Source organism: Pseudoalteromonas shioyasakiensis (assembly GCF_001550135.1).
GTDB lineage: Bacteria > Pseudomonadota > Gammaproteobacteria > Enterobacterales > Alteromonadaceae > Pseudoalteromonas > Pseudoalteromonas shioyasakiensis.
The window spans coordinates 154,912-180,862 of record NZ_LRUE01000014.1 but is presented as its reverse complement, the minus strand read 5'-3'; the positions used below and the strand labels follow the sequence as shown (position 1 = coordinate 180,862).

At 40.2% G+C, this 25,951-nt stretch carries 19 protein-coding genes; 6 read left to right on the top strand and 13 right to left on the bottom strand.

Annotation, left to right across the window (positions count from 1 at the left end):
• Window positions 1-20: 20 nt before the first annotated feature.
• Window positions 21-650 carry a trimeric intracellular cation channel family protein gene (locus tag PASHI_RS08080; RefSeq protein WP_062565213.1) on the top strand — a complete coding sequence of 210 codons (630 nt, stop codon included), beginning with the start codon at window positions 21-23 and terminating at the stop codon, window positions 648-650.
• On the opposite strand, the gene PASHI_RS08075 is transcribed toward PASHI_RS08080, so the two are convergent.
• The 8 genes from PASHI_RS08075 to PASHI_RS08040 all read right to left on the bottom strand — a co-directional run bounded on the left by PASHI_RS08075 (window position 647) and on the right by PASHI_RS08040 (window position 16,086).
• Entirely contained in the window at window positions 647-1,102 is a 456-nt protein-coding gene (locus PASHI_RS08075) for a GNAT family N-acetyltransferase (protein WP_062565212.1), read from the bottom strand. The two genes, PASHI_RS08080 and PASHI_RS08075, sit on opposite strands and share 4 nt — an antisense overlap.
• Entirely contained in the window at window positions 1,089-3,173 is a 2,085-nt protein-coding gene (recD, locus tag PASHI_RS08070; RefSeq protein ID WP_082710891.1) for an exodeoxyribonuclease V subunit alpha, read from the bottom strand. The genes PASHI_RS08075 and recD overlap by 14 nt, the downstream gene beginning before the upstream one ends.
• Window positions 3,170-6,745, bottom strand: a complete 3,576-nt coding sequence (recB, locus tag PASHI_RS08065; RefSeq protein ID WP_062565211.1) for an exodeoxyribonuclease V subunit beta — start codon at window positions 6,743-6,745, stop codon at window positions 3,170-3,172. The genes recD and recB overlap by 4 nt, the downstream gene beginning before the upstream one ends.
• Window positions 6,732-10,076, bottom strand: coding sequence for an exodeoxyribonuclease V subunit gamma (gene recC / locus PASHI_RS08060; protein ID WP_062565210.1), 3,345 nt, complete (start codon window positions 10,074-10,076; stop codon window positions 6,732-6,734). The genes recB and recC overlap by 14 nt, the downstream gene beginning before the upstream one ends.
• A 153-nt stretch (window positions 10,077-10,229) precedes the next feature.
• Window positions 10,230-11,246, bottom strand: a complete 1,017-nt coding sequence (locus tag PASHI_RS08055) for an alkaline phosphatase D family protein (protein ID WP_062565370.1) — start codon at window positions 11,244-11,246, stop codon at window positions 10,230-10,232.
• A gap of 41 nt (window positions 11,247-11,287) precedes the next feature.
• A complete protein-coding gene (locus tag PASHI_RS08050; RefSeq protein WP_062565209.1) occupies window positions 11,288-12,415 on the bottom strand; it encodes an alkaline phosphatase family protein in 1,128 nt (375 codons plus the stop codon).
• A gap of 57 nt (window positions 12,416-12,472) precedes the next feature.
• Complete coding sequence (locus PASHI_RS08045) at window positions 12,473-14,830, bottom strand: TonB-dependent receptor domain-containing protein (RefSeq protein ID WP_062565208.1); 2,358 nt, start codon at window positions 14,828-14,830, stop codon at window positions 12,473-12,475.
• A 212-nt stretch (window positions 14,831-15,042) separates the two neighbouring features.
• Window positions 15,043-16,086, bottom strand: a complete 1,044-nt coding sequence (locus tag PASHI_RS08040; RefSeq protein WP_062565207.1) for an alkene reductase — start codon at window positions 16,084-16,086, stop codon at window positions 15,043-15,045.
• Window positions 16,087-16,417: 331 nt separating this feature from the next.
• Here PASHI_RS08040 and PASHI_RS08035 point away from each other — a divergent pair, with 331 nt between their 5' ends.
• Both PASHI_RS08035 and PASHI_RS08030 read left to right on the top strand, forming a co-directional pair.
• Window positions 16,418-16,999 (top strand): TetR/AcrR family transcriptional regulator, encoded by a 582-nt coding sequence (locus PASHI_RS08035; RefSeq protein WP_062565206.1) that lies wholly within the window; start codon window positions 16,418-16,420, stop codon window positions 16,997-16,999.
• A gap of 85 nt (window positions 17,000-17,084) precedes the next feature.
• Window positions 17,085-17,483: a DUF2750 domain-containing protein gene (locus tag PASHI_RS08030; protein WP_054561299.1), complete on the top strand. Its 399-nt coding sequence runs from the start codon at window positions 17,085-17,087 to the stop codon at window positions 17,481-17,483.
• A gap of 27 nt (window positions 17,484-17,510) precedes the next feature.
• Here PASHI_RS08030 and PASHI_RS08025 read toward each other — a convergent pair whose 3' ends face one another.
• Entirely contained in the window at window positions 17,511-18,395 is an 885-nt protein-coding gene (locus PASHI_RS08025; protein ID WP_062565205.1) for an AraC family transcriptional regulator, read from the bottom strand.
• A gap of 229 nt (window positions 18,396-18,624) precedes the next feature.
• Here PASHI_RS08025 and PASHI_RS08020 point away from each other — a divergent pair, with 229 nt between their 5' ends.
• Entirely contained in the window at window positions 18,625-19,149 is a 525-nt protein-coding gene (locus PASHI_RS08020) for a carboxymuconolactone decarboxylase family protein (protein ID WP_062565204.1), read from the top strand.
• Window positions 19,150-19,276: 127 nt separating this feature from the next.
• Here PASHI_RS08020 and PASHI_RS08015 read toward each other — a convergent pair whose 3' ends face one another.
• A complete protein-coding gene (locus tag PASHI_RS08015; RefSeq protein ID WP_062565203.1) occupies window positions 19,277-20,347 on the bottom strand; it encodes a hypothetical protein in 1,071 nt (356 codons plus the stop codon).
• Window positions 20,348-20,670: 323 nt separating this feature from the next.
• Here PASHI_RS08015 and PASHI_RS08010 point away from each other — a divergent pair, with 323 nt between their 5' ends.
• Complete coding sequence (locus PASHI_RS08010; RefSeq protein ID WP_062565202.1) at window positions 20,671-22,380, top strand: DUF262 domain-containing protein; 1,710 nt, start codon at window positions 20,671-20,673, stop codon at window positions 22,378-22,380.
• Between the two features lie 593 nt (window positions 22,381-22,973).
• Here the strand turns inward: PASHI_RS08010 and PASHI_RS08005 are convergent.
• A complete protein-coding gene (locus PASHI_RS08005) occupies window positions 22,974-23,870 on the bottom strand; it encodes a hypothetical protein (protein WP_062565201.1) in 897 nt (298 codons plus the stop codon).
• 384 nt (window positions 23,871-24,254) lie between these two features.
• Here PASHI_RS08005 and PASHI_RS08000 point away from each other — a divergent pair, with 384 nt between their 5' ends.
• Entirely contained in the window at window positions 24,255-24,911 is a 657-nt protein-coding gene (locus PASHI_RS08000; protein ID WP_062565200.1) for an inovirus Gp2 family protein, read from the top strand.
• A 190-nt stretch (window positions 24,912-25,101) separates the two neighbouring features.
• Here the strand turns inward: PASHI_RS08000 and PASHI_RS07995 are convergent, their stop codons facing one another.
• A complete protein-coding gene (locus PASHI_RS07995) occupies window positions 25,102-25,341 on the bottom strand; it encodes a hypothetical protein (protein WP_062565199.1) in 240 nt (79 codons plus the stop codon).
• Between the two features lie 45 nt (window positions 25,342-25,386).
• On the bottom strand, window positions 25,387-25,947 hold the full coding sequence (locus PASHI_RS07990) for a tyrosine-type recombinase/integrase (RefSeq protein WP_062565198.1): 561 nt from the start codon (window positions 25,945-25,947) through the stop codon (window positions 25,387-25,389).
• Window positions 25,948-25,951: the final 4 nt, after the last annotated feature.

The window sequence follows — 25,951 nt, the reverse complement described above, 5'->3', positions numbered from 1 at the left end:
TTAACAGGTAAGGAAGCCCCATGACATCAGAATACTTTCATTTTTTAAGCATTATCGGTGTAGCGTTTTTTGCTATTTCTGGCACCTTACTGGGCCATGAAAAAAGTGTCGGTGGTTTTGGTGTGGTGGTTGTTGCCACAGTCACAGCTCTGGGTGGTGGCACACTTCGAGACATATTGCTCAACAAACCAGTATTTTGGATAGCTCAGCCCGATTATTTGTACGCAACTTACATAGCCATATTCGCCTCTATTTTATCTATTCGTCACTTACCCGATTTAAGTAACACCACCATGCTATTAATGGATGCCGTAGGGATGGCTATTTTCAACATTATTGGTATCGAAAAGGCGCTGATCGGCGGCGCAGATATGGTTGTAGCCATCACCATGGGTATGACCACAGGTATTTTTGGTGGCCTGATGCGTGATGTGATCTGCCGAGAAGTGCCTTTAGTAATGGGTGAAGAACTCTATTCAACCGCTTGCTTATCTGGCGGGCTGACTTATGCGGCTTTATTCACCCTTGAGGTGAGTTATATTTGGTGCATTCTTGGCGCATTCGCTGTGACGGTCTGTTTAAGATTAGGCGCCATACATTTTGGCTGGCAACCTAACCTGTTTCGTAAAAGCAGCTTTAAACGCTCTTAGCAAGTCATATAAATACAGCCATCGAGTGGCATGTCCGCTGGATACTGGGTTTGTATAAAACCCAGTTTTTCATAGGCTGTTTTAGCAAGGGTATTGTGGCTATACACAAACAACGACAAGCTAGCGCAGTTCAATTGCTGTTTACCCTGCTCTCCTAGTAAATTTATCAACACTTTTGCAAGACCTTTACCACGTTCACTTGGCGCGATAACTAGCCGCCCTAAATGGCAACGACCTTCACGTAAATAGAATTGACCAAACCCTAACATTTGGCCTTCGTCATTAATCAACGCGAAGGAATTCAGCGCATCTAGGTTTAAATCATTTTTAAAGCTTTGCGTATCAAATGGGTAATTAAAAAATGGCCCAGACCAAATACGCAGTTCAGCCTCTGAGTTAAACCAACCCATTAACTCTTTGAGTTGGTCACTCGTTACTTTAACTAGCCTCATGTTTTAACCTATCGTATAAACCTGATGCACGAGTAACAGATTTATTCATTGCCATGAGCAATACATTTTTATCGGCCACCAGCTCAAATGTGGTTTTCGCGCGGGTGATACCCGTGTAAACCAACTGCCTGTTAATGCCCTGATTAGCCTGTTTTATTGGTGGTAAAATCATTGCTGTGTAAGCAAATTCAGAACCTTGCGACTTATGAATTGTCATGGCATACACTTTATCGTGAGCAGGTAAACGTGCGGGCGAAAAGGCGCGAATATTTTCTTGTTCATCAACAAACATGGCTTTTAACTGACCTTGCTCATCATGCATTAAAATACCTATGTCGCCATTAAACAGTTTTAGCTGGTAGTCGTTTTGACTGATCATAATTGGCATACCCACATAATGCCTTTGGTATGGCGAAATTAAACCTTGTTGAGCCAGTGCTTTTTCAATACGCTGATTAAGGCTATTTACACCATAATCACCCTCTCTGACGGCAGCCAGTAACTGATAATGCGCAAATGCTTTATGCACACTGGCAACACTTGCCCCTTGTTGTATAAGTTGCAAATAATCGTGGTATTGCAACGCCGCTTGTTGCACAAATTGCTCAATCGGTTTACTAATTACGCTGTAATTAAGTTTAAGGTCTTTGAAGCCACCTTGATTAATCGTTTGCTCTACATAGCCCAGTAAGCCAGTGTTATTGGTATTTACAGCTTGTGCTAATTGACCAATGCCGCTGCTGCCATCAAAACGATAACTTTGCTGTAAAAACGCAATACAATCGTTAAGTACAAAATGACTGCTCGCCGCGGGTATCTCGCTCTGATTATTAAAACAAACGCGATTAAGCTGCGCTGCTCTTTCACTGCTGTAATCAGGCATTTTGCCAAGCTCTAACCCTTGGCATAAGTCACTAAGAATACTGCCCGTATCAACCGAGGCTAATTGGTCTTTATCACCCAGTAAAATAAGTCTTGCATGGCTTGGTAATGCCTCGATTAGTTTTGCCATAAGCGACAAATCTACCATCGATGCCTCATCAATGATCAGTACATCTAAATGCAGCGGATTACGCTTGTTATGGCGAAACTTATTGGTATGCGGAATAACGCCAAGTAAACGGTGAATCGTTTGCGCGCTTTCAGGAATAAGTGGCGCGATATTACCAGGGATCATATTCAGCTTTTGCTTTGCCCCTAAAATCGACTCGGTTAAACGCGCTGCCGCTTTACCTGTCGGTGCAACCAGCTTAATTGTTAGCGGCGCACTGGCATACAAGGATTGTAATATTGCTAGTAGCTTAGTTACTGTGGTGGTTTTACCGGTACCCGGGCCGCCAGTGATCACACTAAAGCCTTTTGTTGCGGCAATCGCACAGGCTACTTTTTGCCAGTTTAATGTTTTAATAGGATCGCTTGGGTTTGTTGTATGTTCACTATTAGGAAAATACACCTCAAGTAATGCCGTTAATTCGGCTTCATCAAGGGTGAGTTCTTTCGTTGCTAAATGATGTAAACGCGAAGCTAGTGTGGTTTCGTACTCTGCCAATCGGGCAAAGTAAAGTTTATTCGCAAACAATAGCAGTGGTTTGTCGTCCCCGACACACTCAGCATTCATTAGTTTATTAACAGCCTCATTAAGGCCAAATTCCATATCAAACGGGGTTAAAACCTCAGGGGCTACAATGCTGGCATCAGCTAGGCTTTGCTCTCTTATTTCAAACGGGTTTTGCCAGTTTATATTCACGAGTTCTAAACAGCTGTGCTGACTTTGCTGCGCTACCGCAAGCAATAAAATCAGGTAAAAAACCTCATTGTGCGCTGCATCGTTATTCTCTATCAACGATTGTGAACCGGCTACTGTTTCTGTACCAGTCAATAGCTCTGCGAGTTTCACATCAACTAAGCGAATACGTTTTGCCTCAAGTAAATAACTCAGTAAAGGCTGCGTTTTAAGTTCTGTGGCAGGTAACACTGAGTCGCTTTGGGCATGTTGTGCTGGCTGCTGTGGTTGCTTATTCATTGGCTCGTTTGGCTCATGGTCATCAAAGCCGAATGTCATTTGACTCATAGCATGGCTCCTTGTGCGAATAAGCTATCAAGCTCAGTTATTTGCTGTTTAGTAAGCTGATTAAAGTACACCCCTTGCCCTTCGCTCATACCACGTAAGAAGGTGTAGTAAACACCGCCTAAATGCGTGTCGCTATCGTAATCTTGAATACGTTGTTTTAATAAGCGGTGCAATGCCACGGTATATATCAAATACTGCAAATGATACTGGTGACTGGTCATGGCTTGCTCTAGTTGCTCATGTTGGTAGTCAGCCGCACTATTGCCTAAAAAGTTCGATTTATAATCAAGAATATAATACTTACCCTGCCAGCAAAATATTAAATCTATAAAGCCTTTTAGTAAGCCTTGCACCTCACTAAAATCAAGCTGCCCGGGTAAGTTAAAGTGTTTTACTAACACTTGGTTAAGCTTATCGCTTGAGAGCGATAACAGCGGTAAGTTAAATTCCATTTCGACTAAACAGGTATCGGGCTCAAGTACTGATAAACTAAGCCCTTTATCGTTTAATGGGCAATTCAGTGCAGCAAGGATCCACTGCTCGGTCATTTCCTGCCAACTATCGTCAATATGGTATTTTTCGAATAACGTTTTGATCACTTTATCTAGTGCGTGGTCGTCTTGCTCAGTGGCTGGACGCTTTAACGCATAAGGGTCAGTAAAGTCTAATTGCTCAAATATTTCATGCAAACAACTACCCTGCTTTGCGCCTTTAGGGAAGCTGTAAGGTGTTAAAGCATTGGCATTTTGGGCTAAAAATTCATCTTTTTCGTGGTCTTCATCACTGCGACCAAGCTCAATATGGTCAGTATGCTTTTTCAGCGTCAAGCTACTAAAACTGGTTGAGCGCCAATCACGCTGAATGTCTGCTTTTACAGTATTAACTTGATAGGCTTGTTCACTGTCAGCACCAGCAAATGTTAACTTTTCAAGCTCATCCGCTTCGCTAAACGCCTCATAGTGCATGTGCGCTGAGCCTTCACAAAATTGTTGTAACAACGCGCGCCATTCATCGCCCGATTTAATCTCTAACCCTGCAAATAATACGTGGCCGATACTAGTACTTTGAATACCAGGGCGAGCACTGCGACCTTGCGAAATGTTATACATACCCACAGAACAAAAATGCACGGCACGAGTCAGCGCCACATAAAGTAAGCGTAAATCTTCAGCCAAGCGCTCTTGCTCTGCTTTTTGCATTGCCTCGTCACTTTTAGCAAGGTCATAAATCAGCTTACCGTCTTTATGATAAAGGGCTTCTTTGCTTTCTCGATAGCCACAGGCAAACGGCATGAATACAATCGGGTACTCTAAGCCTTTTGAGGCGTGCATGGTGACAATTTTCACCAAGTTAGCATCGCTTTCTAAGCGTACTTGCACCGCTTCACCATCTTGTTGACTGACTTTTTGCGCAAACCAACGCAGCAATCGATGGGTTCCCTCAAGCTCAATTTGCTTTTGCTGTAATATTTCCCCTAAATGGCGGAAATCCGTGAGCCAGCGCTCAACGTTGTAACCTAAGCCCTGCCAACGTGCTGCGAGCTGATTATGGCTTAATAAACGCTCGAGCATCGCCATAGCGCCCTGTTTATGCCAAATGTGAGCAAGCTGAGCAAAAAAGTTTAAATGCTCTTGCCATGCACTTTCATTTTCGTGAAGCTCATAAATGCGGTTGTAGCTTAAGCAAAACAATGGCCCAGCAAGCACACCACGCAGTAATGATTCATCATACTGTCCATGCAAGGCCGTTAAAAAGTTCAGTAAATGATGACTAAGCTCTTGGTTAAACACACTGTCACGGGACAAATACACGCTGGCAATGGCGGCTTCTGCTAGTGCGTTTTTCATCAACTGTGCTTCGTTTCGGTCACGCACTAACACACAGATATCAGCGGCCGTGAGAGGCTTTCCTGCAATGGTTGCAGCGCCTGCATTAGCTTGCTTGAGTAGCTCAGTAATTTTTTTCGTATACTGCAAAGCCAGTGCCTGTTGAGCCACCCCTTTGCTGGTTGGCTTGTTGTTGGCTTCGGCGTACTCATCAACAAAAACCGAAAATTCAAACGCACTGGGCATTTCACCGTTTATTAAAAACGCTTTGTCTTGCTGTTTTCCTTTGGCATTGACCTTTTGAAATGGGATCGCATCGTTGTAAATAAAGCTATTAGCATTTTTAGCAAATAAGCGGTTTACACTATCAACAACCCCTTCACTTGAGCGGTAGTTGGTATCTAGGGTGTATTGCTTGTCTTTTGCTACGGCTTGTTTTGCGCCAATATAAGTAAAAATATCTGCACCACGGAATCCATAAATAGCTTGTTTTGGGTCACCTATCATGGCAAGCGTGGTGTTTTTAATGCCATAAATACGGCTAAAAATGCCATATTGAATTGGGTCGGTATCTTGGAATTCGTCAATCATGGCAACCGGAAACAAAGCGGCAATTTTTTCACTTAATGCTTGGCCTTGCTCACTTAAAAGCGCTTGATGCAAATTACTCAGTAAGTCATCTGGAGTAATAACGCCTTGCTCTTGCTTGCGTTTAGCTAATGCACTAGCCACCCATTTAGCAGCATATTGCACTATCGCAATATTCAATCCGTTATTGATAAGGCTACTGAGTGTGGCCATTTCATCAAACTGAGCCAGCATTTCGTGACTGAGTAAGCTGCCGTTTTTCTTATAATTTGCAGGGTCGCTTAAATTCTCTGTACTCCACACTTCAAACGAGTATTTACTGGTACCAAATACAAAAAACAACTCGTCATTGCTTATATACTCTTCAAGCGCAGCAAGGCTATTTTTTCGACCTGGGGTTTTTGAACCACTTAAATCAGATGCTTTTACAGCATTAATAAATTCACTCTCACGGCACGCCGTTTTAAATGCCGGTACTTTTGCCACAAAGTTGTCGCGTGCTTGCCATATATCGTCAAGGTCGTACTCAGGGGTAATTGTTGCCCCTTGTTTATTGAGTAAACTCACTACCTGTGAATACAGTGACGCAGGCACTGGGAAAATATCGGTAATTGCTTGCGTGCGCTCTTTTGATTGTGGGTAAACAAAGGCACGCCAAAAATCATTAAGGGTTTCTTGAATAAGCTCACGCTCATCTAAAATAAACTCTAAGTTAAACGCCACGCCAGATTCAAAAGCATGTTGTTTCAGCATTCGCTGACAAAAGCCATGAATGGTGAATATAGCGGCTTCATCCATCGACTTTGCTGCAGCGTCTAACAAATCAAATGCGGCGTGTTTGTCAGTCACCTCGTTAATTACTTGCTCAATCAACTCATCATCTGGCTTTTTACCAAGCAATGCATCTCTTGCATCGATTATACGCGCCCGCACACGGTCTTTAATTTCTTGGGTTGCAGCCTCGGTGAAAGTCACCACCAGTATTTGCTCAACACTTAGAGGCGTATTTAATGCTTCATCTTCACCGGTCGCTTTTTGTAAGCCCAACAAATACCGTAAATACAAACCTGTGATGGTGTAGGTTTTGCCTGTACCGGCACTGGCTTCGATAAGGCTTTGCCCACACAGCGCCATACTCATTGGATTAAGCGTTTGCATGATCGGCCTCCTGTGCTAATTCAACAATTGGCGATAACAGCAGCTCGCTCCATTTTATAAACTCTTCTTCACAGTCTTTAAGGCTTTTTATGGTTAAGCGAATATACGGATTTTCACCCTCACCCATGCCTATGTATTGCGGCGTGAATTTATTGTTTGCTTTGACCATGTCTTTATCTGTTTTTATGTACTCGTAACCACTGACCGGAAAAAACGCCACTGGGCGAGTTAAAAGCGTTTCATAAAGCAAAAACCAATCATTTAAATAGCTGCGGGCATCGTCTTCTGACAAGGGGGAAAAACTAATTTGCTTGTCTAAACCAAGAATAAGGGTTTCAACAGGTTGCCCCATTATTTGCGCCGCTAAATGATGCACAAAGCCGCGAATAACATCTTTTGCTTTAATGCTGGCGGTGCGATAAAACACCTGTTTTTGACCATAAATATGATTTAACCAACCTTCTAAAGTGGTGTTGGCTATTTTAATATTTACTTCAACGGGTAATGCTTCATCACCTTGAATATGCGCTTTTACTTGCCCAGCAAGCACATCAACTCGGTGCTGCATACTTTCAAATACAAGATCGCCAACATGGGCTTGGGGTAATTCACCGCGCTGCATTATTTGCGCTTTGTTAAGCGGTAGCTCTTGAATGCTAGCTTCGAGAATTTCGTCAAGGTAAACGTAGCGGCGTAATGCATCTAAACTAAATGGCTCTTCATCTTTAGCGATATCGTTAAATTGCGGTAGGCGTAAACCCAAACTTTGCTGATAAAAGCTCTCGTGCGGCTGGCAAATACTGCGAATAAACTGAGTTAACTCAACACTGTTTTCTGGCTGAACACTTAGCGCTTGCTGTGGCTCAGGATTAACAGCTTGAGTTGGCATCCACACTGGGTTATAGCTGTGTAATTGTGTGGCTAACGGTTTGTTTGCTTTTTGCTCGTCATCAGTTTGGCTTTTATTACCTTCTTTGTTAGTGGTCAGATAATAAGCTGGGTTAAATGGCTGTAAGTGCTGATAATTAATCAGCGCCTCTGGTAGCTTTAAGTGAGTGTCTTGATCAGCAAACTCAAAGCTACGGGCTATGTATTCCAAAAGCTCGCTCACTAAAGTCGAGGGCATTCTTGGTTGGTTATCAAAGCAAGAACGGCCAATATAACTGATGTATAAATTTTCACGGGCACTTAAAATCGCTTCTAAAAACAGGTAACGGTCGTCGAGCTTACGAGAGCGGTCGCCTTTTTGGCGTTTTGAGAAAGGCACTAAATCAAAACCAATTGGCTGAACGGTACGCGGGTAATCTGCATCATTTAAACCTAGCATACACACCACTTTAAATGGCACTGCACGCATTGGCATCAGCGTACAAAAGTTAACTTGCCCCACTAAAAAGCGCTGTCCTACGCCTTTTTCTTGAATACCTTGTTTTACAAGGTAACTAACAATGCGCTGCGAAACAGCTTGTTGGTAATCGCCATTGTCATAATGCTTAATCAGTGTATCGAGCACTTTTTGCAGCACTAATAAATCCCAGCTTTGTTCGCCTTCATCGCTGTACACATCGTTTAATAATTCTTTTAGAATTTCTGCTTTTTCGTTAAGTGGTGCATCAGCTTGCAGCTTGGCTTTATAACGGGCCAGTACATCAATAAATTCAATGAGTTTATTTAAGGTATTTAATGCCATGCCCTCAACTTCATCGGCACTGTAAATCCCCGAAAACGGCAATTGTTCATCACGTTGCGCAACGCCAAGTAACAAGCGGTTTAGGCCATGTTGCCAAGTGTTTAAATCTATTGCGGGTAAGCCAAAACTGTCTTTGTGGGCGGCATCTAAGCCCCATTTAACGCCAACGCGTTCAAGCCAAAAACCAATTTGCTCATATTCATGGGCTTCGAGGTTAAACTTCTCGGCAATTTGTGTGACTTGCAGTAAATCAAGAATGTCAGACACACCAAAGCGTGAGTATGGTAAGTCAGCTAAACTAGCAAACGAACTAAGCACAGGTTTTTCTTGCTCTATGGCTAAATCGGCTAACGCATAAGGGATAAAGCGTCGTCCTTCTGCACCACCAAACACTGCCTCAATATACGGGCTGTATGTGCCAACATCCGGCATCATTACAATAATATCTTTTGGTGTTAGCGCTTTATTTTCATTGAATAAATTGAGTAAGTAATCATGTAGTCGTTCGACTTCGCGTAGTGGCGTGTGACAATCGCTCAGCACAATGCTGGTGTCATCAACCTGAATCGGCAATTTGCCTTCGTCATTAATAAACCATTCTTTATCAGGCGTTAGTGATTCACCCTTAAAAGCTAATTGATAAATTTCAGACTGTATTTGCGATAACAAGCTTTGATCAAACTCGTTATCGAATCCGTCAAGCCACTGCGCATCTAGTTGCAGTAACTGCTCAAAATAGTCTCGGCCTAATTTACCCCACGACGATAGTAACGGGTTACCAATAAAAAAGTACTCGTGATCAGGGTTTTTAGCGCTGTCTTCAAGCGCTTGTAACTGCGGGCGTTTGGCATATTTAGCAGCAATTTTGGCTGCTGTTTTTTCATCGAGTGTGTCGCCCCAGTAATGTTCACTTGGGTTAAAGAAAAACAAAAACACCTGCGTTTTTTTCGCAATGGCCTGAAACACTTCAAGCTGGCTACTCGCAATTGCAGAAATACCAAATAAGCTAATACGCTCAGGTAATTGGCTTGCGTCCATTTTTTCAAGGGCTGCAAGGAGTTTGTCTTGCATATTGGCGCGGTGATATTGGCTTTGCCCTAGTTCTTTACTGTGCGCCACCAGCTTACGCCAGAGATCTGGCTGCCATGGCGCAATGCCCACATCAACATCATCAAGTTCATCGATGCCCTGCTCCCAAGTGGCAATCCAATTGGGGCGATACATTAAATATTGGTCATAAACGTCGGCAATTTTCTCGCACAAGGCAAAGGTTTTTTGCCCTTCACTGTCACCATCCAAATAGGTTTTCAGCGGTAAGTACAGCGGCTCATCAATGCAGTTTGGTAAAATAGCAAACAGCTTCCAAGCAAGGTTAGCTTTGTTATACGGAGATTCACTGGGTACATCTGGCAATAATTGTTGGTAAAGCTGCCATATAAAACTCGAAGGCAGCGGAAAATCAACCTGAGCGGCAATCCCTAAGTGTTCACTTAAACCTATTTTTAGCCACTGCGACATACCTGGTGACTGCACAAGCACAATTTCTTTTTTAAAGGGGCTCGTTAATGGATTAACTTTAAGAAGAGCGTGAAACCGCGCTTGCAGTGCTTCCATGCGATTTGATTGAATTATATTCAGCACTCTACACTGTCCTTGCTTGAAACTAACTAATTGACACAGTGTAAGATATTTTAATTAGATGGGATAGAGAGAAATACCCGCAAACAAGGCTTAACCCATGTTTGCAGGCATGAGCTGCGGGCATATGTTAAGGATATACGCTGCAGGCAAGATTTACTGGTATGGGCTTATCGTCGATAACGCGAACTCAGTGTGCATTATCTCATCACCCTTAATACCTTTAAGCGCAATACGAATGATAGGGTCTGCTTTTTGCCAATCGATTGTTAAGTCGCCGTAATTCACCTCATGAGTGTAATCACCCACACGGTGTTTATTAGGGCTAACATCTTTCCACTTTTCTGTTAGCCCAGAACTAGTCATCTCATACAACGGGTAATCTAGGTTTTGTTGATACTTAGACAGCTCACCCCAGTGAGTATCACCACTGACAATAATCACACCGTTTACTTTATGTTTTTTAATAAGCGCAAATAAACGCTCACGATCAGCAGGATAATTTGCCCATGACTCCCAGCCTGTAAAATCAGCTAATAGCTGCAAGCTTGAGGCAATGATTTTTATCTTCTCATCTGACTTAAGCTCTTGTTCGAGCCATTGCCATTGGCTTTCACCAAGCATAGAGGCGTTTTTATCGGTTGTTGGGCTATAAGGCCCTTGTTTTGCAGGTTTTCGCTCAAGTTGGTAGGTTATCGCCGATACGTGATTTAACGGTGCGCGATTAAAACGCAGATCTGGCATGATGACTTTTACTGTTTGCTCACCGTCACCGTACGTGTACGAAGTGTAAATACCATCTTCACGAGTCCTGCGAGCAGAATCTGCAGGCTCTTGCCAAAAGTCGAGCATGATTTTTCGTGACTGCTGTTTTTTGGGGTATTCACTGCCAGCATCATTTTCGCCATAATCGTGGTCATCCCACATGGCAATGATTGGCGTATTCGCACGTAATGTTTTAAAGCCCGGCTTTTGCCCTAAACGTTGATATTTATCAGCAAGTACCGACATATCTTCGGTATCTCCATAAATGTTATCGCCAAGGAACATAAATAAATCGGCTTGCTCTTTGTTGATGGCATCAAAAATCGGAATAGCCTTGTCTTGATGACCACATGAGCCAAACAAAATTTTACTCGGTGCGGCAATCGCACTCGCACAACTAACCAGCATTAATCCAGATAAGGCGCTTCTAAAAAAACTAAAAGTTAAACTCATTTTAAAATCTCCTTAATCGGCGCTGCCATCTTTGGGTTAACTTGCTGACTGTTGATACCTAAAACGCTCAACACGGTTGCAGCCACTTGCGCTTGTTTAAGTTCATTTTTGGGCTTTATTAAGCCTTTTGCTTTTATATCTGGGCCAATGGCCGCTAACCAAATATGCTCAGAGCCAACAATGCCGTTTGGAAAACGTTGCTTACCTTGCTCTGAACGTGCCAAAGCACGCTTCGAACTATGATGCTGCCAATCATCTGCATGACTGCCACGGCCATGATCGGTGGTAATGATCATTGTGGTGTTGTCTTTATAGCCCGGTGTTTGTTGAATTGTTTGCCAAAGGTCACGAATAAACGCATCACTTTGTTTAGCCGATTTTAAATAGGCATCGTATTTACCGTTATGGGCAAAGTCATCGGTTTCACCCAAGCTAATAACAAGCAAACGCGGCTGTTTATTTAATAAATATTGTTTGGCAAATCGGTAGGTAAAGCTGTCGAGGCGAACATTGTGCCAAGGACTTGGGATCTCGCTTTGCATTTGGTTTAGCAGAGTCACTTCCTTTGACTTCACAGCATCAAAAGCTTCAAAGCCAGCATTAACATAAACCCCACTGCGCTCACGATTTACAATATAGGGAAACACATCCCAGCTACCAAAAAGCGCGGTTTTATCTTTAAACTCTGGCTGAGTATTTAAACTCTCTAAAATCGTTTTATTGGGGTTAGGCACTTTATCGTTACTATCGATATTTTCATCTACCATACCGGTTAAAATTTCACTGTAACCTGGGTATGAGAAATACCACGGGTTGCTTACCGACATCAATGAGCCTTGCGTTCTATCGCCAATCAAAACGCCTTGTTTTGCCAATGTTTCGCTAAAAAATGGCATTAACGCTTGAGTTCGCTGTGCTTGGTCATCTCGCCAAAAAAGCGCCTTTAGTTCATCTGTATCTGCAACAAAATCAGTGTTATCGATTAGGTTTTTATCTGCACCAGAGAACACTTCTTGCCAGCGAAGGCCATCAAGGGTAATGAGCACAACATTGTCGGCAGCTTTACTGTTTAAGCTTAATAGTGATGCCGCTACCACCGCCGTGGCTAAAATTAATTTTTTCATATTTCACCTGCAAAAAAGCCCATCAACGATGGGCTGTTTTAAACGTTAGCTTATTACTTAAAACTGCGCTGTAAGTGTTAAAGCTGCGGTACGTGGTGCACCAATAAAGTAGGTTGAACCATTACCTGTACCACCCGCTAGATATGATTTATCAAACAGGTTATTCACCACAAATGCAAGGTCGATTGATTTAAACACGCCTGAATCAAGACTGGTGTTATAACCAATGTTTAAATCAACCAAGGTGTAACCATCAACCTCGTTACGCGAACGGGTTTGCTCATCAGTCCATGCACCTAAACGCTCACCTGTGTATTTAGCCGATAAACCAAAGCGGAAATCACCGCTGTAGTAGTCTGCCGATACCACAAATAAATCTTGTGCTGAGTCAATCACTTCATCACCCGCTTTAAAGCTGGCTGATGCATCCTCAAGTAGCTCACCATCGCTGTTGTAAGCACTTGGATCGTTCGATTGATACTCAGAGTTATTGTAGGTATACGATGTGTAAAGATTCCATTTGTCAGTCAGCATATAGCTTGCTGAAAGCTCAACACCCGTTGACTCAATACCACCAACGTTGATGTAAGAACCGTTCGTGCCAATGGTGTAATCAATACCATCGGTATCACTGCCCGGAGCAATAAAGGTAATACGGTTATCAAATTCGATGCTGTAAGCGGTTGCCGTTAAACGTAAACGGTCATCACTGTAACGTACACCTAGGTCGATGTTTTCAGCTGTTTCAGGTTCAATTTCGGTCAGTGTTGATGAATCACGTTCAAGTACACCATCTTTAATTGCTGCAAAGTTTTCGCTGTAGCTGGTAAATAACTCTGTGCTTGCAGATAGCTGATAAAGCACACCACCGCTGAATAGGACGTCTGAATCACTGTCGATTTTATCTGAGTATTCATCTTCAAAATGATTATAACGCTGAAGCTCAACAAGGTACTGTTTAGCACCTAAATTAAGTGTGAAGTCGCCTAAACTGATTGAGTCTTGTACGTACCACTTGAATGTATCTGTTTCGAAGGTGTTTTTATACTGTGTCCAATACGGCGTATGGTCAAAGTGATGATAAATACGGGCATCAATAACTTTATGCCAGTCACGTGACTCATCACGGTCTGTTTGCTCAAACCAAAAACCGGCTTCAATATCATGATTGCCAAGGGTTACTTGGTACTCACCGGTCATACCTAAGCGGTCTTTTTTGTAGTGAGTATGACGATACGACATAACCGGAATAGCATCATCTGGGTAACAGGCTGGGTTTAAGCCAGGGCCTGAAGACCATGGCCATTCTAAACTTGCAGTACAACCCGCAGCTGGTGCAAGTGGATTACCGTCGCTATCTGTAAAGCCGTAGCTGCCAGCGTTTTCGCCGCCAATTGTTGTTGGATTGCCATCGCCATCAACCGGTGACGTTAAATAAGGCGGGATCCAATCGCCATGACCTGAATTCTTATGATAGTAAGGTGACAAGCTTAAGTTTGAAGTGGCACTTAACGCGTAATCAAACTTTACATACGCAAGGGTATTTTCACGCAGTGTACCCCAGCCCTCAGCAAACATTTGATCAAAATGCGGCACGCCAGTCCAATTCCAAGTTAAACGATCCCAATCAGGGTTTTGTTCAAACTCACTAATGCTGATGCTGTTATAGTTAATTTCGTGAACATCATCATACGAAACACGACCTGTTACAGTTAAGTCACTAAAGTCTGATACAAACTTCGCTTCGATGTGCTGATTGTCTTTACCACCATTGCTGCCATCACCAACCCAGCGGCTGGTATCTGTTTGCGAATAGCTGATATAGGCTTGCGTGTTATCAAACACAGTGCCGGTTTCGTGCTTCACAAAGTAGCGGCTAGCGTTATGATCGCCCGTTGTGTAAGCAAACGTGGTGCTTTGCTCGGTACTCGGTTGTGCACTCACAAAATTGAAAGTACCGCCTAATGCTTCGAGTGAGGCTGAGGCAATATCAGACGTACCTTGCCCTACTTCAACTGTTGCTAAGTTTTCGCTGTCTAAGTAACGGTTTGCTTTTGCACCGCCACCATAGTTAGAACCACCATTAGGAATACCATCAATCGTCATACCTAATTGCTGTTGATTACCATCAATACTAAAGCCACGCATAGTAATGGTGGTTGACCAATCGTCACCACCAAACGCATCACCTTCGTTGATGCTGATACCCGGTAGGTTATCAATCACGGCTAACACGCTTGATACTGAACTTTGTTGCTCAAGCATGGCAGGTTCAATAACGTTATTTGCATAACTGGTTGGCTTTGCAACAACGGTAATTTCTTCAATTTCGTTATTCGTGTTTGCATTTGCCGATGTTGCTAACAGCGTTGCGACTATAAGGCTTAGCTTTGTTTTTTTAGTTACTGTGCTCATTGTTTTTCCAAGGTTACGTATTTAAAAGCGGGCACAGTATGCAGAGCGCGTATGACATTTAGGGTCAAAATTTTTGACACAACAATTAAACAATTAATGCATTTTCATGGCAGATTTAAGACTTAACTGTTTAATAAATAAGAAAGTATTAGAAAAAACGCCCAGTTAAATTAACTGAGCGCTTGTTGGTTGGACAATATTATTAGGTTTGCTTAAATCAGTTCAGCCAGCATTTCGTCGCTGTATGGTGTTAACGCTTCACCATTTTTAACTTTACTGATGTAATCTGGGTTCGCAATGAATGGGCGACCAATCGCAATTAAGTCAAATTGGTTATTATCGATAGCTTGATTAGCTGTCTCAAAGCTATAGCTGCCTACCCCGACTAAGGTACCTTTGAATGCACCGCGCATATATTCAGACGCCGACTTATCACCTAAGCTTGCAAAGCGCATGCTGTCATCAAAAATACCAACATGTAAGTACGCAAGGTTACGTGTTTCAAGGGCTGGTAATAGATAATCAAATACCGCCTTATCACCGTCACTTTCAGTCATATTAAAATACGCACCTGGCGATAAACGTAATGCTGTTTTATCTGCACCAATGGCTGCCACTACTGCATCAACGACTTCAAGAGCAAAACGCGACATGTTTTCTGGTGTTTTACCGTATTGGTCTTCACGTTGGTTGGCAGCAAAGTGTAAGAATTGATCAATTAAGTAACCATTCGCACCATGGATTTCAACCCCGTCAAAACCCGCTTCAATTGCGTTTTCCGCCGCTTTTGCGTAGTCAGCAATCAAACCTTGGATGTCTTCGATGGTTGCCGCTTTTGGAGTAACGTAAGTTAATTCACGCATTCTTGGTACCGAACCTTCAATACCAATTGCTGATGGTGCCAGTACATCACCACCAAAAAAGTGAGGATGAGCAACACGACCTACATGCCAAAGCTGAGCAAACATTTTGCCGCCTTTGGCGTGCACAGCATCGGTCACTTTCTTCCAACCTTGAATTTGTTCACTGGTAAATAAACCCGGCGTATTTGGATAACCTTGGGCATCTGGGCGGATAATCGTTGCTTCACTAATAATTAAGCCAGCATCGGCACGGCGTGCATAATAATCAACCATTGCTTGTGTAGGTACTAGGTTATCGTCGCTCATACAGCGCGTAAGTGGTGCCATTAGTATACGGTTTTGCAGCTCAATGCTGTCGTTTAATTTAAACGGAGAAAGTAAATCGGTTGTCATGGTTTTATCCTTATCTTGAACATACATTCAAGATAAGGGCGAAACATACACACTTCAAGGTTAATTTTGAATAATCGTTCAAGATTACGTAAACTTCGTTTATACCAATTCGCTTAATTAAGTGGTCTATTTTGAGGCAAGAAAACCTCGTTGATAACAAGGCAAAAATTTCGTTATTTAGTTGTGCTCGGCAATTGCTCCTGCATTGCTCTACCTTCTGCATCCATGCAGTCGTAAATCAGAAATTTTTAACGCGGGTAGTGACAGGTTTAATCCCTCAAAATGACTAAGTATTATTGCGGATTGGTATTATATACCGTGAGGAGCTTTAATGAGAACTGCTGAATTTGATACTGAATTTGTACTACGCCAAGCTATGCATGCTTTTATGCAATATGGCTATGCGAAGACCAGTATGCAAAAATTAAAAGAAGTGACTCACCTTCACCCAGGTTCTATTTACGCGGCTTATGGCAACAAAAAAGGCTTGTTTTTAGCCGCCACCGAGCAATATCAAAAAGATAGAAACCAACAATTTACTGCTCTTTTTAATGACCAGCAATCAATTTTATCGACCCTCAAACATTACTTAACTGTGATTGTCGATGAATGTATTGAAGGTGAAGTAGCTAAAGTGTGCTTACTTACAAAAAGTATTTCTGAGGTTGAAGGCAACGACCCACAAATTTGCACTGTGCTGCGTGGTAACTTAAACGCTTATGAGCATGCCCTCGCCGAACAACTTCAAAAAGCGCTAGATAACAACGAATTTGTAAGTAGCAAGTCAGCTCAACAGTTGGCGCGCTTTTTAGTCATGGGCATATACGGTATTCGTACCTATGCGCTGACAAATCAAGACCCTAAATCTCTGCAACAACTTGCTGACGATCTATTTGCTGCATTAGTAAATTAATTTAGCTATTAACTTTACTTGTCATATTAATTTATCACCTTATGATTAAGGTGTAGCTGTGTATAACTAAAAGAGTGAGCCTGTCATGAATAATGCAACTGCTAAACGTGTTGAAACTGAGTTTGATGCTGTACTCGCCTTAGGCGCTAAGAAACGACTCGCTTATATGTTTGAAACGGTTCAAGAGTTTAAACAAGTGTGGATCCTCAATGATGAACATGGCTGCGTCATGCTCTCAAACGAAGACGACGACTGCGTGCCTGTATGGCCTAGCCGTGAATTTGCCCAAAGCTGGGCAACCGGTGAATGGCAAGACTGCACCCCAAAAGCCATCCCTGTAAAAGACTGGTTAAGCCGCTGGACACCGGGCCTTGAGCAAGATGACTTACTGATTGCAGTATTCCCCACTGACCAAGACGACGGCACAATTTTATTCCCTGATGAGTTTGACTCACAACTGAGAATGCCAAAAAGACGATTTTAAGTACAAGGGAGCTGAGCGCTCCCTTTTTTATGCGATTTGTTGTAACCGCAGTGCCGAAATATCTTTTATCGGTGGCTTGCCAAAAAAGCGTGTGTATTCGCGGCTAAACTGGGATGGACTTTCGTAACCCACTTTTAAAGCCGCAGAGCCTACATCAATTCGCTCATTAAGCATTAATTGCCTTGCCGCCTGCAACCGTAGGTTTTTTACGTATTGCAATGGGCTCATCTTTACCACATCACGAAAATGTAGCCTGAATGTCGACGGACTCATGTGCGCATCACGGGCTAAATCATCAATTGAAAATTGACTCGTGTAGTTTTCTTTTAACCAGCATAAGATCTTGGCTATTTTTTGATGGGCAGAACCAGACATCACAATTTGCCTTAAATAAGGGCTGTGCGGACTATTTAACAAGCGCAATATAATTTCTTTTTTAATAAGTGGCGCAAGGTTAGCTTTTAATTGAGGCTCTTTGTCGAGTTGAATAAGCCTTAGTAAAGCATCAAGCAGGCCATTATCAGTATCAACCACCGACATAGCTTGGTGTTTAGGGAATTTGCCTTGCCCAGCAAACTCCATTTCAGCAACAATGTGGCTGATCTCATGGGCATCTAAGCGTAAGTAAATGCCGTAAAATGGCTGCTCTTTACTAGCACGCGTTATTTGTGAAGCTACGGGCACATCGACTGAGGTCACTAATGATTGGCCGTCAGTGTAATCATAACTATGTTCACCCAACACAACTCGCTTTGCACCTTGCAAGCTAATACCCAGCCCTAACTCATACACGCAGGCCATCGGTAATGAAACTTCGCTTCGTCTGAACACCAATAACTCAGGAATTGCTGTTTCAAAATTACCGTCTGAAATCGCTATCGCTTTAACCGCTTCTATTAATGCCTGACGCATTTAGATTACCTCTAAGAAATACTCAATTAAGTGTATCACCGTAATTTGAGGTTAGGACCATTTTGGGTAACAGTTCGTTATTTTAGGCAAAAATTAAATCATTTATGGCAAGCAGAAATCGCCATCATCAACCATAATGTATTTTCAATTTTTCGATTGCATGCTCTTTGCAATCAGCCAAAGCTACAAAACCTCAATACATTCAATATCTAAAATCAAAAGAGAAATTATGAACCATAACAACACGGATTTATTTGTGTTTGTCGCGATCGCTGCTTTGGTCACCGTTCATGACAAGCCCTTGTTAAAACGAGCATGTCAGCACGCATTGAATGATGGCGTTTCAATGCAAGAGTTGTGTGATATTTTACCGCATATTAGTGTGTATTCTGGGGTGCCAAAAGCATTGCTGGCGCTAGAGATTTTAAACTCACTTGATGATATTCAAGGTTCAAATACGTTGCTTATCAAGCGCACAGAGCAGCAACTAAAAACCGCACTCACATTTGGTCAGCTGCCGTTTGGCATAGAGCAGCAAAACAACACAGTATTTGAGCTTGCCTCTTTAGGCGCTTTATTTGCCCTAGACGATGCCAGCAGCTTAGTTAGCGAGCAACTTAAACGCTGTGTATTGCTTGGTTATAGTCGTGAACAACTTGAATTATTAGTAATAGAACTTGCAAGGAAAGTCAGTAGTCACATAGCCATGCGTGCTAAATGTAATCTTGAAAAACACTTTGCGATGGCAGGGTAAATTTAAGAAATGGCGGTGACGGAGAGATCTTCCGCCAAAAACAAAATAGCCACTATCTTTTTGAGTGTCGTAATTAACTTAAAATTTTTTAAAAGTTAGTGACTGAGCTTTATGAACAAGTTGAATTCTATGCTTTCATACTCTTTATTAACTTACTAATTTGCTCTAAACCATCATAAGAAGAAGGAAGCTTTCCTTCTTCTGAAACTATTCCAGAAAAAATAATATTCTCAAATTTAGACAATGACTCAGAGTCTTGTTTCTTTAAACCTGCTGAATAACCAGAGTAGCTTTGAATAAACCTGCACAATGTTTTTCTTAAATCAATTTGTAATAATTGAGATTTAACAGACTTATAATTTACGAGTAATATTCTAAAATAATACGTGCAAATTGCGACAAATGATATTGTTGGAACTAATGAAACTAAAAGACCATCTTTAATTGCTGCTATATCTTCAATATTATTTAAAATTACAAATAACTCCGACACAATAGGCAAAATTATTACGACTGAAAGGATTCTCAACCAATACAGAATTGAGTCTTTTTCTTTTGTTTTCTCTACCGCCAAGTCATCAAAACCCTGATATAGCCCGACAAAATTAAAAGCATTTTCGTATTCATCCAAAGACTTTTTTAGCTGATTAACTCGCTTTTCTTTTTCTGAAATTTCTCTTTCCCACTCCACTTTTAACTGCTCAGCCTTTTCTTGGTTTAGATTAAAATCTTTAATACTAGTAATTGAGTCAGAATTTAAAAGGCTTTTGATTATACTAATGGGCATTTCCTTAAGTGCAAAATCAATCTCCAATCGTGCATCTTCTTCAAATTTGTCTAGGTTTGTTAAGATAAAACGCTTTACACGCTCAAAATTCCTAGACAAATCATTTTTTATAGAGAGATCCATCTCAAATAAAAAACGAAAACAGTCAGAGCAAATCAAATCTAATTTTCTTTTATCAAGCTGCTCATTACTATCTGATAAACTTTTTATAAAGTAACCACCGATCCACCCTATATTAATTTGACAACACAAATCCCATTGTTCAGGGGTGCTTTCCATTGACCTTAGCACTACTAAAATACAATGGTTTCTCCCCTTCTCATATTCATCTTCTGTTTGAATTGCCTCAACTCTTATCCTAAAAGATTGCAGGGCTTCTTTTGCTTCGGGCTTAACAAATAAATTTTCCATTTTATACCTTTACTAAAATTTTTTTGCGTGGTTCATATTTTTTAAGATATCTTTTTTCTAATAAGATGAACAACCTAAACTTACAGGGAAAATTAACTAGTCTTGTAGACTCTATAGACTGGATATTGATTAAACTTTGTTAACATAAATTGCTAATCAACATAGAAATAAGATACCCACAAAAATGACCTTTTTATAGTTTTAATATAGTTCATTCAAAACTATAAAATTACTTAAGGCCTTACAGGTAGCAAACCTTACTTTTTTAAATCTAATACGTTAAGATAAGTTCAATAAAAACAAGTTCTTTTAAGTTGAAAAAGATGAAAATTGAAGCTAACGACAAGGATTTAAGGGACGTATTTAAACTTGGTTATTTCAAAATACCTCGGTTCCAAAGGCCTTATTCTTGGGAAAAAGATGAAGTTGAAAATTTCTGGGATGATATTACCAAAAATACTTCCCCTGAGTATTTCATTGGTTCAATGGTTGTGTACCAAGACAACAAGCCTTATTTTGGTATTGTGGATGGGCAGCAACGTTTAACAACTATAACGCTTATACTATCAGCTATAAGAGATGCATTCATAAAGCTAGGAGAGCAAGACCTTGCTCTTGGTGTTCACCAATATGTCGAACAGCCAAACATAGATAATATTAATGAGTTTGTCCTACACTCTGAAACTTCTTTCCCTTATTTGCAAAACCACATTCAAAGTTACTCAGAGCAAAAAATTGATCTTGATGTTGGAACCGAGGAAACAAAGCTTAAAAATGCTTATCAGATAATAACTACCAATCTAGAAAAGTATTCTGGATGCGGTTTTCTTCAATCAGGTCAGTTAGAACTAGTTCCATCAGAAAGTTCGCCAATAACAAGACTCAAAACTCTAAGGGATAAAGTGCTATCTCTTAAGTTAGTGTTTATACAACTGGACAATGAAGACGATGCATACCTTATTTTCGAAACTCTAAACGCAAGAGGTAGAGACCTAAAATCATCTGATCTAGTTAAAAATTTATTATTAAAAACAATAAAAAATACAAATGTTAACATAGATACTCCAAAAGAAGCTTGGGTAAACCTTGTTAATAAATTTGACGACATCGGTGAGATTGATGCCGTAGACAACTTTATACTTCACTACTGGATATCTAAGCATTCATACTGTTCTGAAAAAGAACTTTTTTCAAAGGTTAAAGAGTATGTTCAATGCAAAGATACCGCTCAAAATCTTTTAGCCGACTTTAATTTCTATGGTCTGCTGTACTGTAAAATGCTAAACCCTGATTTCTTTACTTGGGATAAAAATAGAGGAACTAAAATAGTTAAATCGAGTTTACTCACTCTTAACCGATTTAAAGTAAAACAACAATCATCATTTGTACTAGCTTTGTTAGCTAGTTACGAGAAAAAAATCATAACCTTAAATAACCTGCAAAATGCTTTGCAAAAAATAGAACATTTCCACTTTATTTTTAACGCAATAACCTCACAGCGTTCATCTGGGCATATAGTTACGACGTATTCAAAAAATGCAGTGTTGTTATCAAATGCAAAAGATGCAAATGCTGCAAATAAAGTAATAAAAGAACTTTTAGAATCATTAGCTAAAAAACTACCACATTATGAAGAGTTTGAAGTTAAGTTTATGGAACTTATGTTTACTAAGAGCAGATCAAAAGATCGAAATGTTATTAAGTACTGTTTGAGTAGACTTATGCCAGACACTAGTGCATGTCTAGACATAAACTATGATTCTCTCACAATAGAACACCTAATTTCTCAAAGCGACAACAACAGAGATATTGAAGAAATTGGGAGTATTGGAAATTTATTGCTTGTTGACCAAATAACCAACTCAGAAATTTTAAAAAATAAAGCTATTACAGAAAAACTAAACCACTTAAAGGCAGAGAATTATCCTCTTGAGCAATCTTTTATACCTGAAAGCTTTTCTGGCACTTCAGAAGATATTGAACAAAGAGCAAAAAATATAGCTCGTCACTTGTTTCAAAAGAGTCAAATTTAGTTTTTTTGAAGCTTTACTTATAGACTGCGAGCACTTCTAATTTCTTTTAATTCCAGCCTACTCTGAGGTTTACCATTACCTCAGAGTAGAATTCACAAATATGTTGGGCGCCTTTGTAATTGCGAGGCCAATCAAAAGATAGTAAATAAGCAAAATAACTGCCTAAAGTCATATTAGCTATGACACTCAATATTCTTTGACTATTTAATTGAATGCAGCTTAATTTATAACTCTCTAAATTTTTGTAACTCCTTTTTCAAAACAAACCTAGATATGCACCTGCTACATTCAATGTATGGCTTTCAGCACTTACATGTTTGATAACAAGTAAATAAGTACTAATTGTATGCCCCACAGGATAAAATCCTACGTCATCTTTATTTATGATGAAGGTATAAGAGAAACTTTTTAAATCTATTTTTATAGAATATTTTTGAGATCTTTTAAGAAATGGCGGGACGGAGAGATTCTTTAAAAATTCTTAAGCGCATGTTTTACATAACAATAAATAAAACCATAAAAACACCGAAATACCAAATGGAGTACTAAAAAATTAAGTGCTCCAAATAGGTTAAATTAAGAGAAAATCTATATCATATACTTTTGTACTCTTTTTCAATCAATTGCTCTACAAGCTGGTTGAGCTTTACCCCTTTAACTTTGGCTAATTCGTCCAGCATATTTTTTACATCTTCACGTAAAACTAAATTACATGCCTTTTTACCTTTAAGATTGTCACGATATTTTTTTTGCTGCCACGCTTTGTTAAAGTTGATTTCGAAAAGTTTCTTAGCTTCTTCAGAAGATTGCCATGTGTCATAAGCAAAATATATTGCTAAATACATCTCTTCAATACTCGAAGACCAAAATGTAGATACTTCAGGTTTAGATATTGTAAAAGTAAAATCAGTCTTCCTTACATAGTCATATGCCCAACGACACTGCTCTTCGTTTTCTCTATCTAACCAAGAAAACGGTCTACGTCGATTAAGAATTTTCTCACAAATATTTTTGAGGTGAGAAATCAGACTTAATCGCCACCCCAAGTTCAATTCAACACTGTCAAAATATTTTACAATTTCGTTATACCTTTCTTTGGAGCTTGAAGGGTTAAGCTTTAAACCTAAACTTCTATAGGTTGTAGCATATGAAATTGGCGATTGGCTACTTGGAAATAATACCGGATGCAACGGATATCTGTAATAGGACCCTTTAGTAAGTTCCTCCCAAACTACATAACAAGCCCTATCATTCTCTTCCAACCACTCTAATTCACTCAAAGCTAAAACAGCGTGTTGGGCTTTAACTTTGATATTTTTAATATGTTGATCACTTTTCTCTTTATTTAAGTTCTTATTAGCGACAAATTGCCTTAATAGGTTTTTCCCTACACTTGGATCTGAACAATATTTAAGAAATTCTACATCTCCGGATTCTTCATACACAACATTGAAACATGCATTTATAAACCGTACATCATCATCTCGCATTTTTAATTATCCTTAATTTACAATCATAGTTCATCACTACTAAGTAATTTTTTCGTAACCAATATAGTAGTTATTAAAATAATAAATTAATAGTAAAATTGTATATTTTAAGTAATAAAAATACACCATCCCCCACGTCGCTGTAAGCTATGAGCTTGATAAAGAGTTAAATATAACTTCAGAGTAGAATTAATTGTGGGTAAAGCTTATATGTAGCACGCTCGAGAAAAGAACCACTTGCTACGGGCTTGATTTTTTCAAGCCTAATTTCGGTTTGGTAGTATTTATTAGAGTTACTAGTAACGAAGGAATTAACAAAACAAATTCAAATAAAAAAATACGATTCATCCACCTGATATGTAATATTAACAATCAGGATAAAAGATGAATAATCAAACACAATACTCAGTAACTACTAACCCTACTTACAAGCGATATCAAACACTCGCTAGAGACAATCAGCCTCTAGTTACTCCATACTTAGATGCTATTGAGAAAGTCATGCTTACTGCTTGTGCTGAATATAAAAGATCGTTTGCTGTGAGGATTGATTTAAGGCTACCTGCTTACTCAAATACAATTGATTTGGATAACAATAAAGTGTGTACTAGATTTGCTGCCTCCCTTGAAGCACAGATTAAAGCTGATACAAAGCGTAAAACCCGTGAGGATAAAACTCCACATCCATGTAAAATTAGGTATATTTGGGCTAGAGAGCAGAATATTGCTCAACACCAGCATTATCATCTTGTTCTATTTTTTAACAAGGATAGGTATCACTGTACGGGTAAAATAAATGCCGAGAGTGATAACCTGTTTACTCGAATAGTTAAGGCATGGGCAAGTGCGTTGAGCTTACCTATAGATGAAACTATGGAGTTAGTTCATTTACCTAATAATGCACATTACTATCTTGACGCTAATAGCTCTAATTTCACTCAAGACTTTCATGCTCTGTACTATCGACTGAGTTACCTCGCAAAACTCAATACTAAGCAGTATGGATTAGGGCAGCGTTGTTTTGGTTATAGTCAGAGGTGATATTCTAATTAAGACCTGTGCTTCTCAATACTTGTTCTAACCCCCTTTTGAGACCTTCAACTAGCTAAGTAAGCTTAAACCCTTAGTATATAAGGGCTGGCAAGTTCCCAAAATAGCATTACGAGAAGCTAAAAATACAATCAAAAACAAAAAAAGAACGCACTCATAAAAATGCGTTCTTCGTTTGTTACTAGTCAAATAAACTAGCAATGCCAGCGATTACGCCACCAGCAACCGCCAATGGAACTGTAACAGGAGCAGAGACTGTACCAGCCCCAATGATGATCGCACCGGATGTAATCGCCCCTGCTGCGGCTCCAGAGCCAACAGCAACGGCAGTACGACCAATACTGGCCTCACATTTACCCGTAATCTGTTTTGATAACTCATTGCCAACGAGCCCACACGTTACGGCTTTATTTAAAGACATAATGCCTCCTATTAAATTGAAAGTAGCACCTAATGCACTACCCTGCTATAGCTCTAACTCTTCAAAATCTTTATCTATTTCCTCCTGTGTTATGCCAATGTAGCGAAGTGTTGTTGCCTCGGAGCTATGGCGAAGCATTTTCATTACCCGCGCTATATCATGCGTTTTATGGTAAAGGTGATACCCACGTGTTTTACGCATTGAATGCGTGCCTAATTTAATGTTCAGTTCTTCGCCAACAAGTGCAAATGCCCTTGTAACAGCCCTTCGTGATAATGGCCTAGGTTTAGAGTATTTTGCTTGTTGATTACGGTAGGACTGAAAAAGGTAAACGTGAGTAGGATGAGTTGAGCGAATCTCATTTATAAAGCTCAATGCCTTGTTATTTAGTTTAATCTCGGCAAGCTTCCCTGTCTTACTTTCAAAAATGAGTAGCCGATCATTTTGTATATCTGTAAATTTAACTGATAACAGATCAGATATTCTCAGAGCTAAATTTAAACCGATATTCCAAACATCACTCATCTGCTTAGAGCTACGCTTCTCTAGTAAATAACTTATTAATTTAACCGTATCTAGATCTTTAACTGCCTGGACTTCAGACATACTC

Bases quoted from the DNA above. Each gene is read 5' to 3' on its own strand.
- PASHI_RS08040 (WP_062565207.1), bottom strand. From the start codon at position 16,086: ATGACAACCGATTTACTTTCTCCGTTTAAATTAAACGACAGCATTGAG.
- PASHI_RS08000 (WP_062565200.1), top strand. From the start codon at position 24,255: ATGAATAATCAAACACAATACTCAGTAACTACTAACCCTACTTACAAG.
- PASHI_RS08035 (WP_062565206.1), top strand. From the start codon at position 16,418: ATGAGAACTGCTGAATTTGATACTGAATTTGTACTACGCCAAGCTATG.
- PASHI_RS08075 (WP_062565212.1), bottom strand. From the start codon at position 1,102: ATGAGGCTAGTTAAAGTAACGAGTGACCAACTCAAAGAGTTAATGGGT.
- PASHI_RS08020 (WP_062565204.1), top strand. From the start codon at position 18,625: ATGAACCATAACAACACGGATTTATTTGTGTTTGTCGCGATCGCTGCT.
- PASHI_RS08005 (WP_062565201.1), bottom strand. From the start codon at position 23,870: ATGCGAGATGATGATGTACGGTTTATAAATGCATGTTTCAATGTTGTG.
- PASHI_RS07990 (WP_062565198.1), bottom strand. From the start codon at position 25,947: ATGTCTGAAGTCCAGGCAGTTAAAGATCTAGATACGGTTAAATTAATA.
- PASHI_RS08030 (WP_054561299.1), top strand. From the start codon at position 17,085: ATGAATAATGCAACTGCTAAACGTGTTGAAACTGAGTTTGATGCTGTA.
- PASHI_RS08045 (WP_062565208.1), bottom strand. From the start codon at position 14,830: ATGAGCACAGTAACTAAAAAAACAAAGCTAAGCCTTATAGTCGCAACG.
- recB (WP_062565211.1), bottom strand. From the start codon at position 6,745: ATGCAAACGCTTAATCCAATGAGTATGGCGCTGTGTGGGCAAAGCCTT.
- PASHI_RS08015 (WP_062565203.1), bottom strand. From the start codon at position 20,347: ATGGAAAATTTATTTGTTAAGCCCGAAGCAAAAGAAGCCCTGCAATCT.
- PASHI_RS08025 (WP_062565205.1), bottom strand. From the start codon at position 18,395: ATGCGTCAGGCATTAATAGAAGCGGTTAAAGCGATAGCGATTTCAGAC.
- PASHI_RS08055 (WP_062565370.1), bottom strand. From the start codon at position 11,246: ATGCTGGTTAGTTGTGCGAGTGCGATTGCCGCACCGAGTAAAATTTTG.
- PASHI_RS08080 (WP_062565213.1), top strand. From the start codon at position 21: ATGACATCAGAATACTTTCATTTTTTAAGCATTATCGGTGTAGCGTTT.
- PASHI_RS08010 (WP_062565202.1), top strand. From the start codon at position 20,671: ATGAAAATTGAAGCTAACGACAAGGATTTAAGGGACGTATTTAAACTT.
- recD (WP_082710891.1), bottom strand. From the start codon at position 3,173: ATGAGTCAAATGACATTCGGCTTTGATGACCATGAGCCAAACGAGCCA.
- PASHI_RS08050 (WP_062565209.1), bottom strand. From the start codon at position 12,415: ATGAAAAAATTAATTTTAGCCACGGCGGTGGTAGCGGCATCACTATTA.
- PASHI_RS07995 (WP_062565199.1), bottom strand. From the start codon at position 25,341: ATGTCTTTAAATAAAGCCGTAACGTGTGGGCTCGTTGGCAATGAGTTA.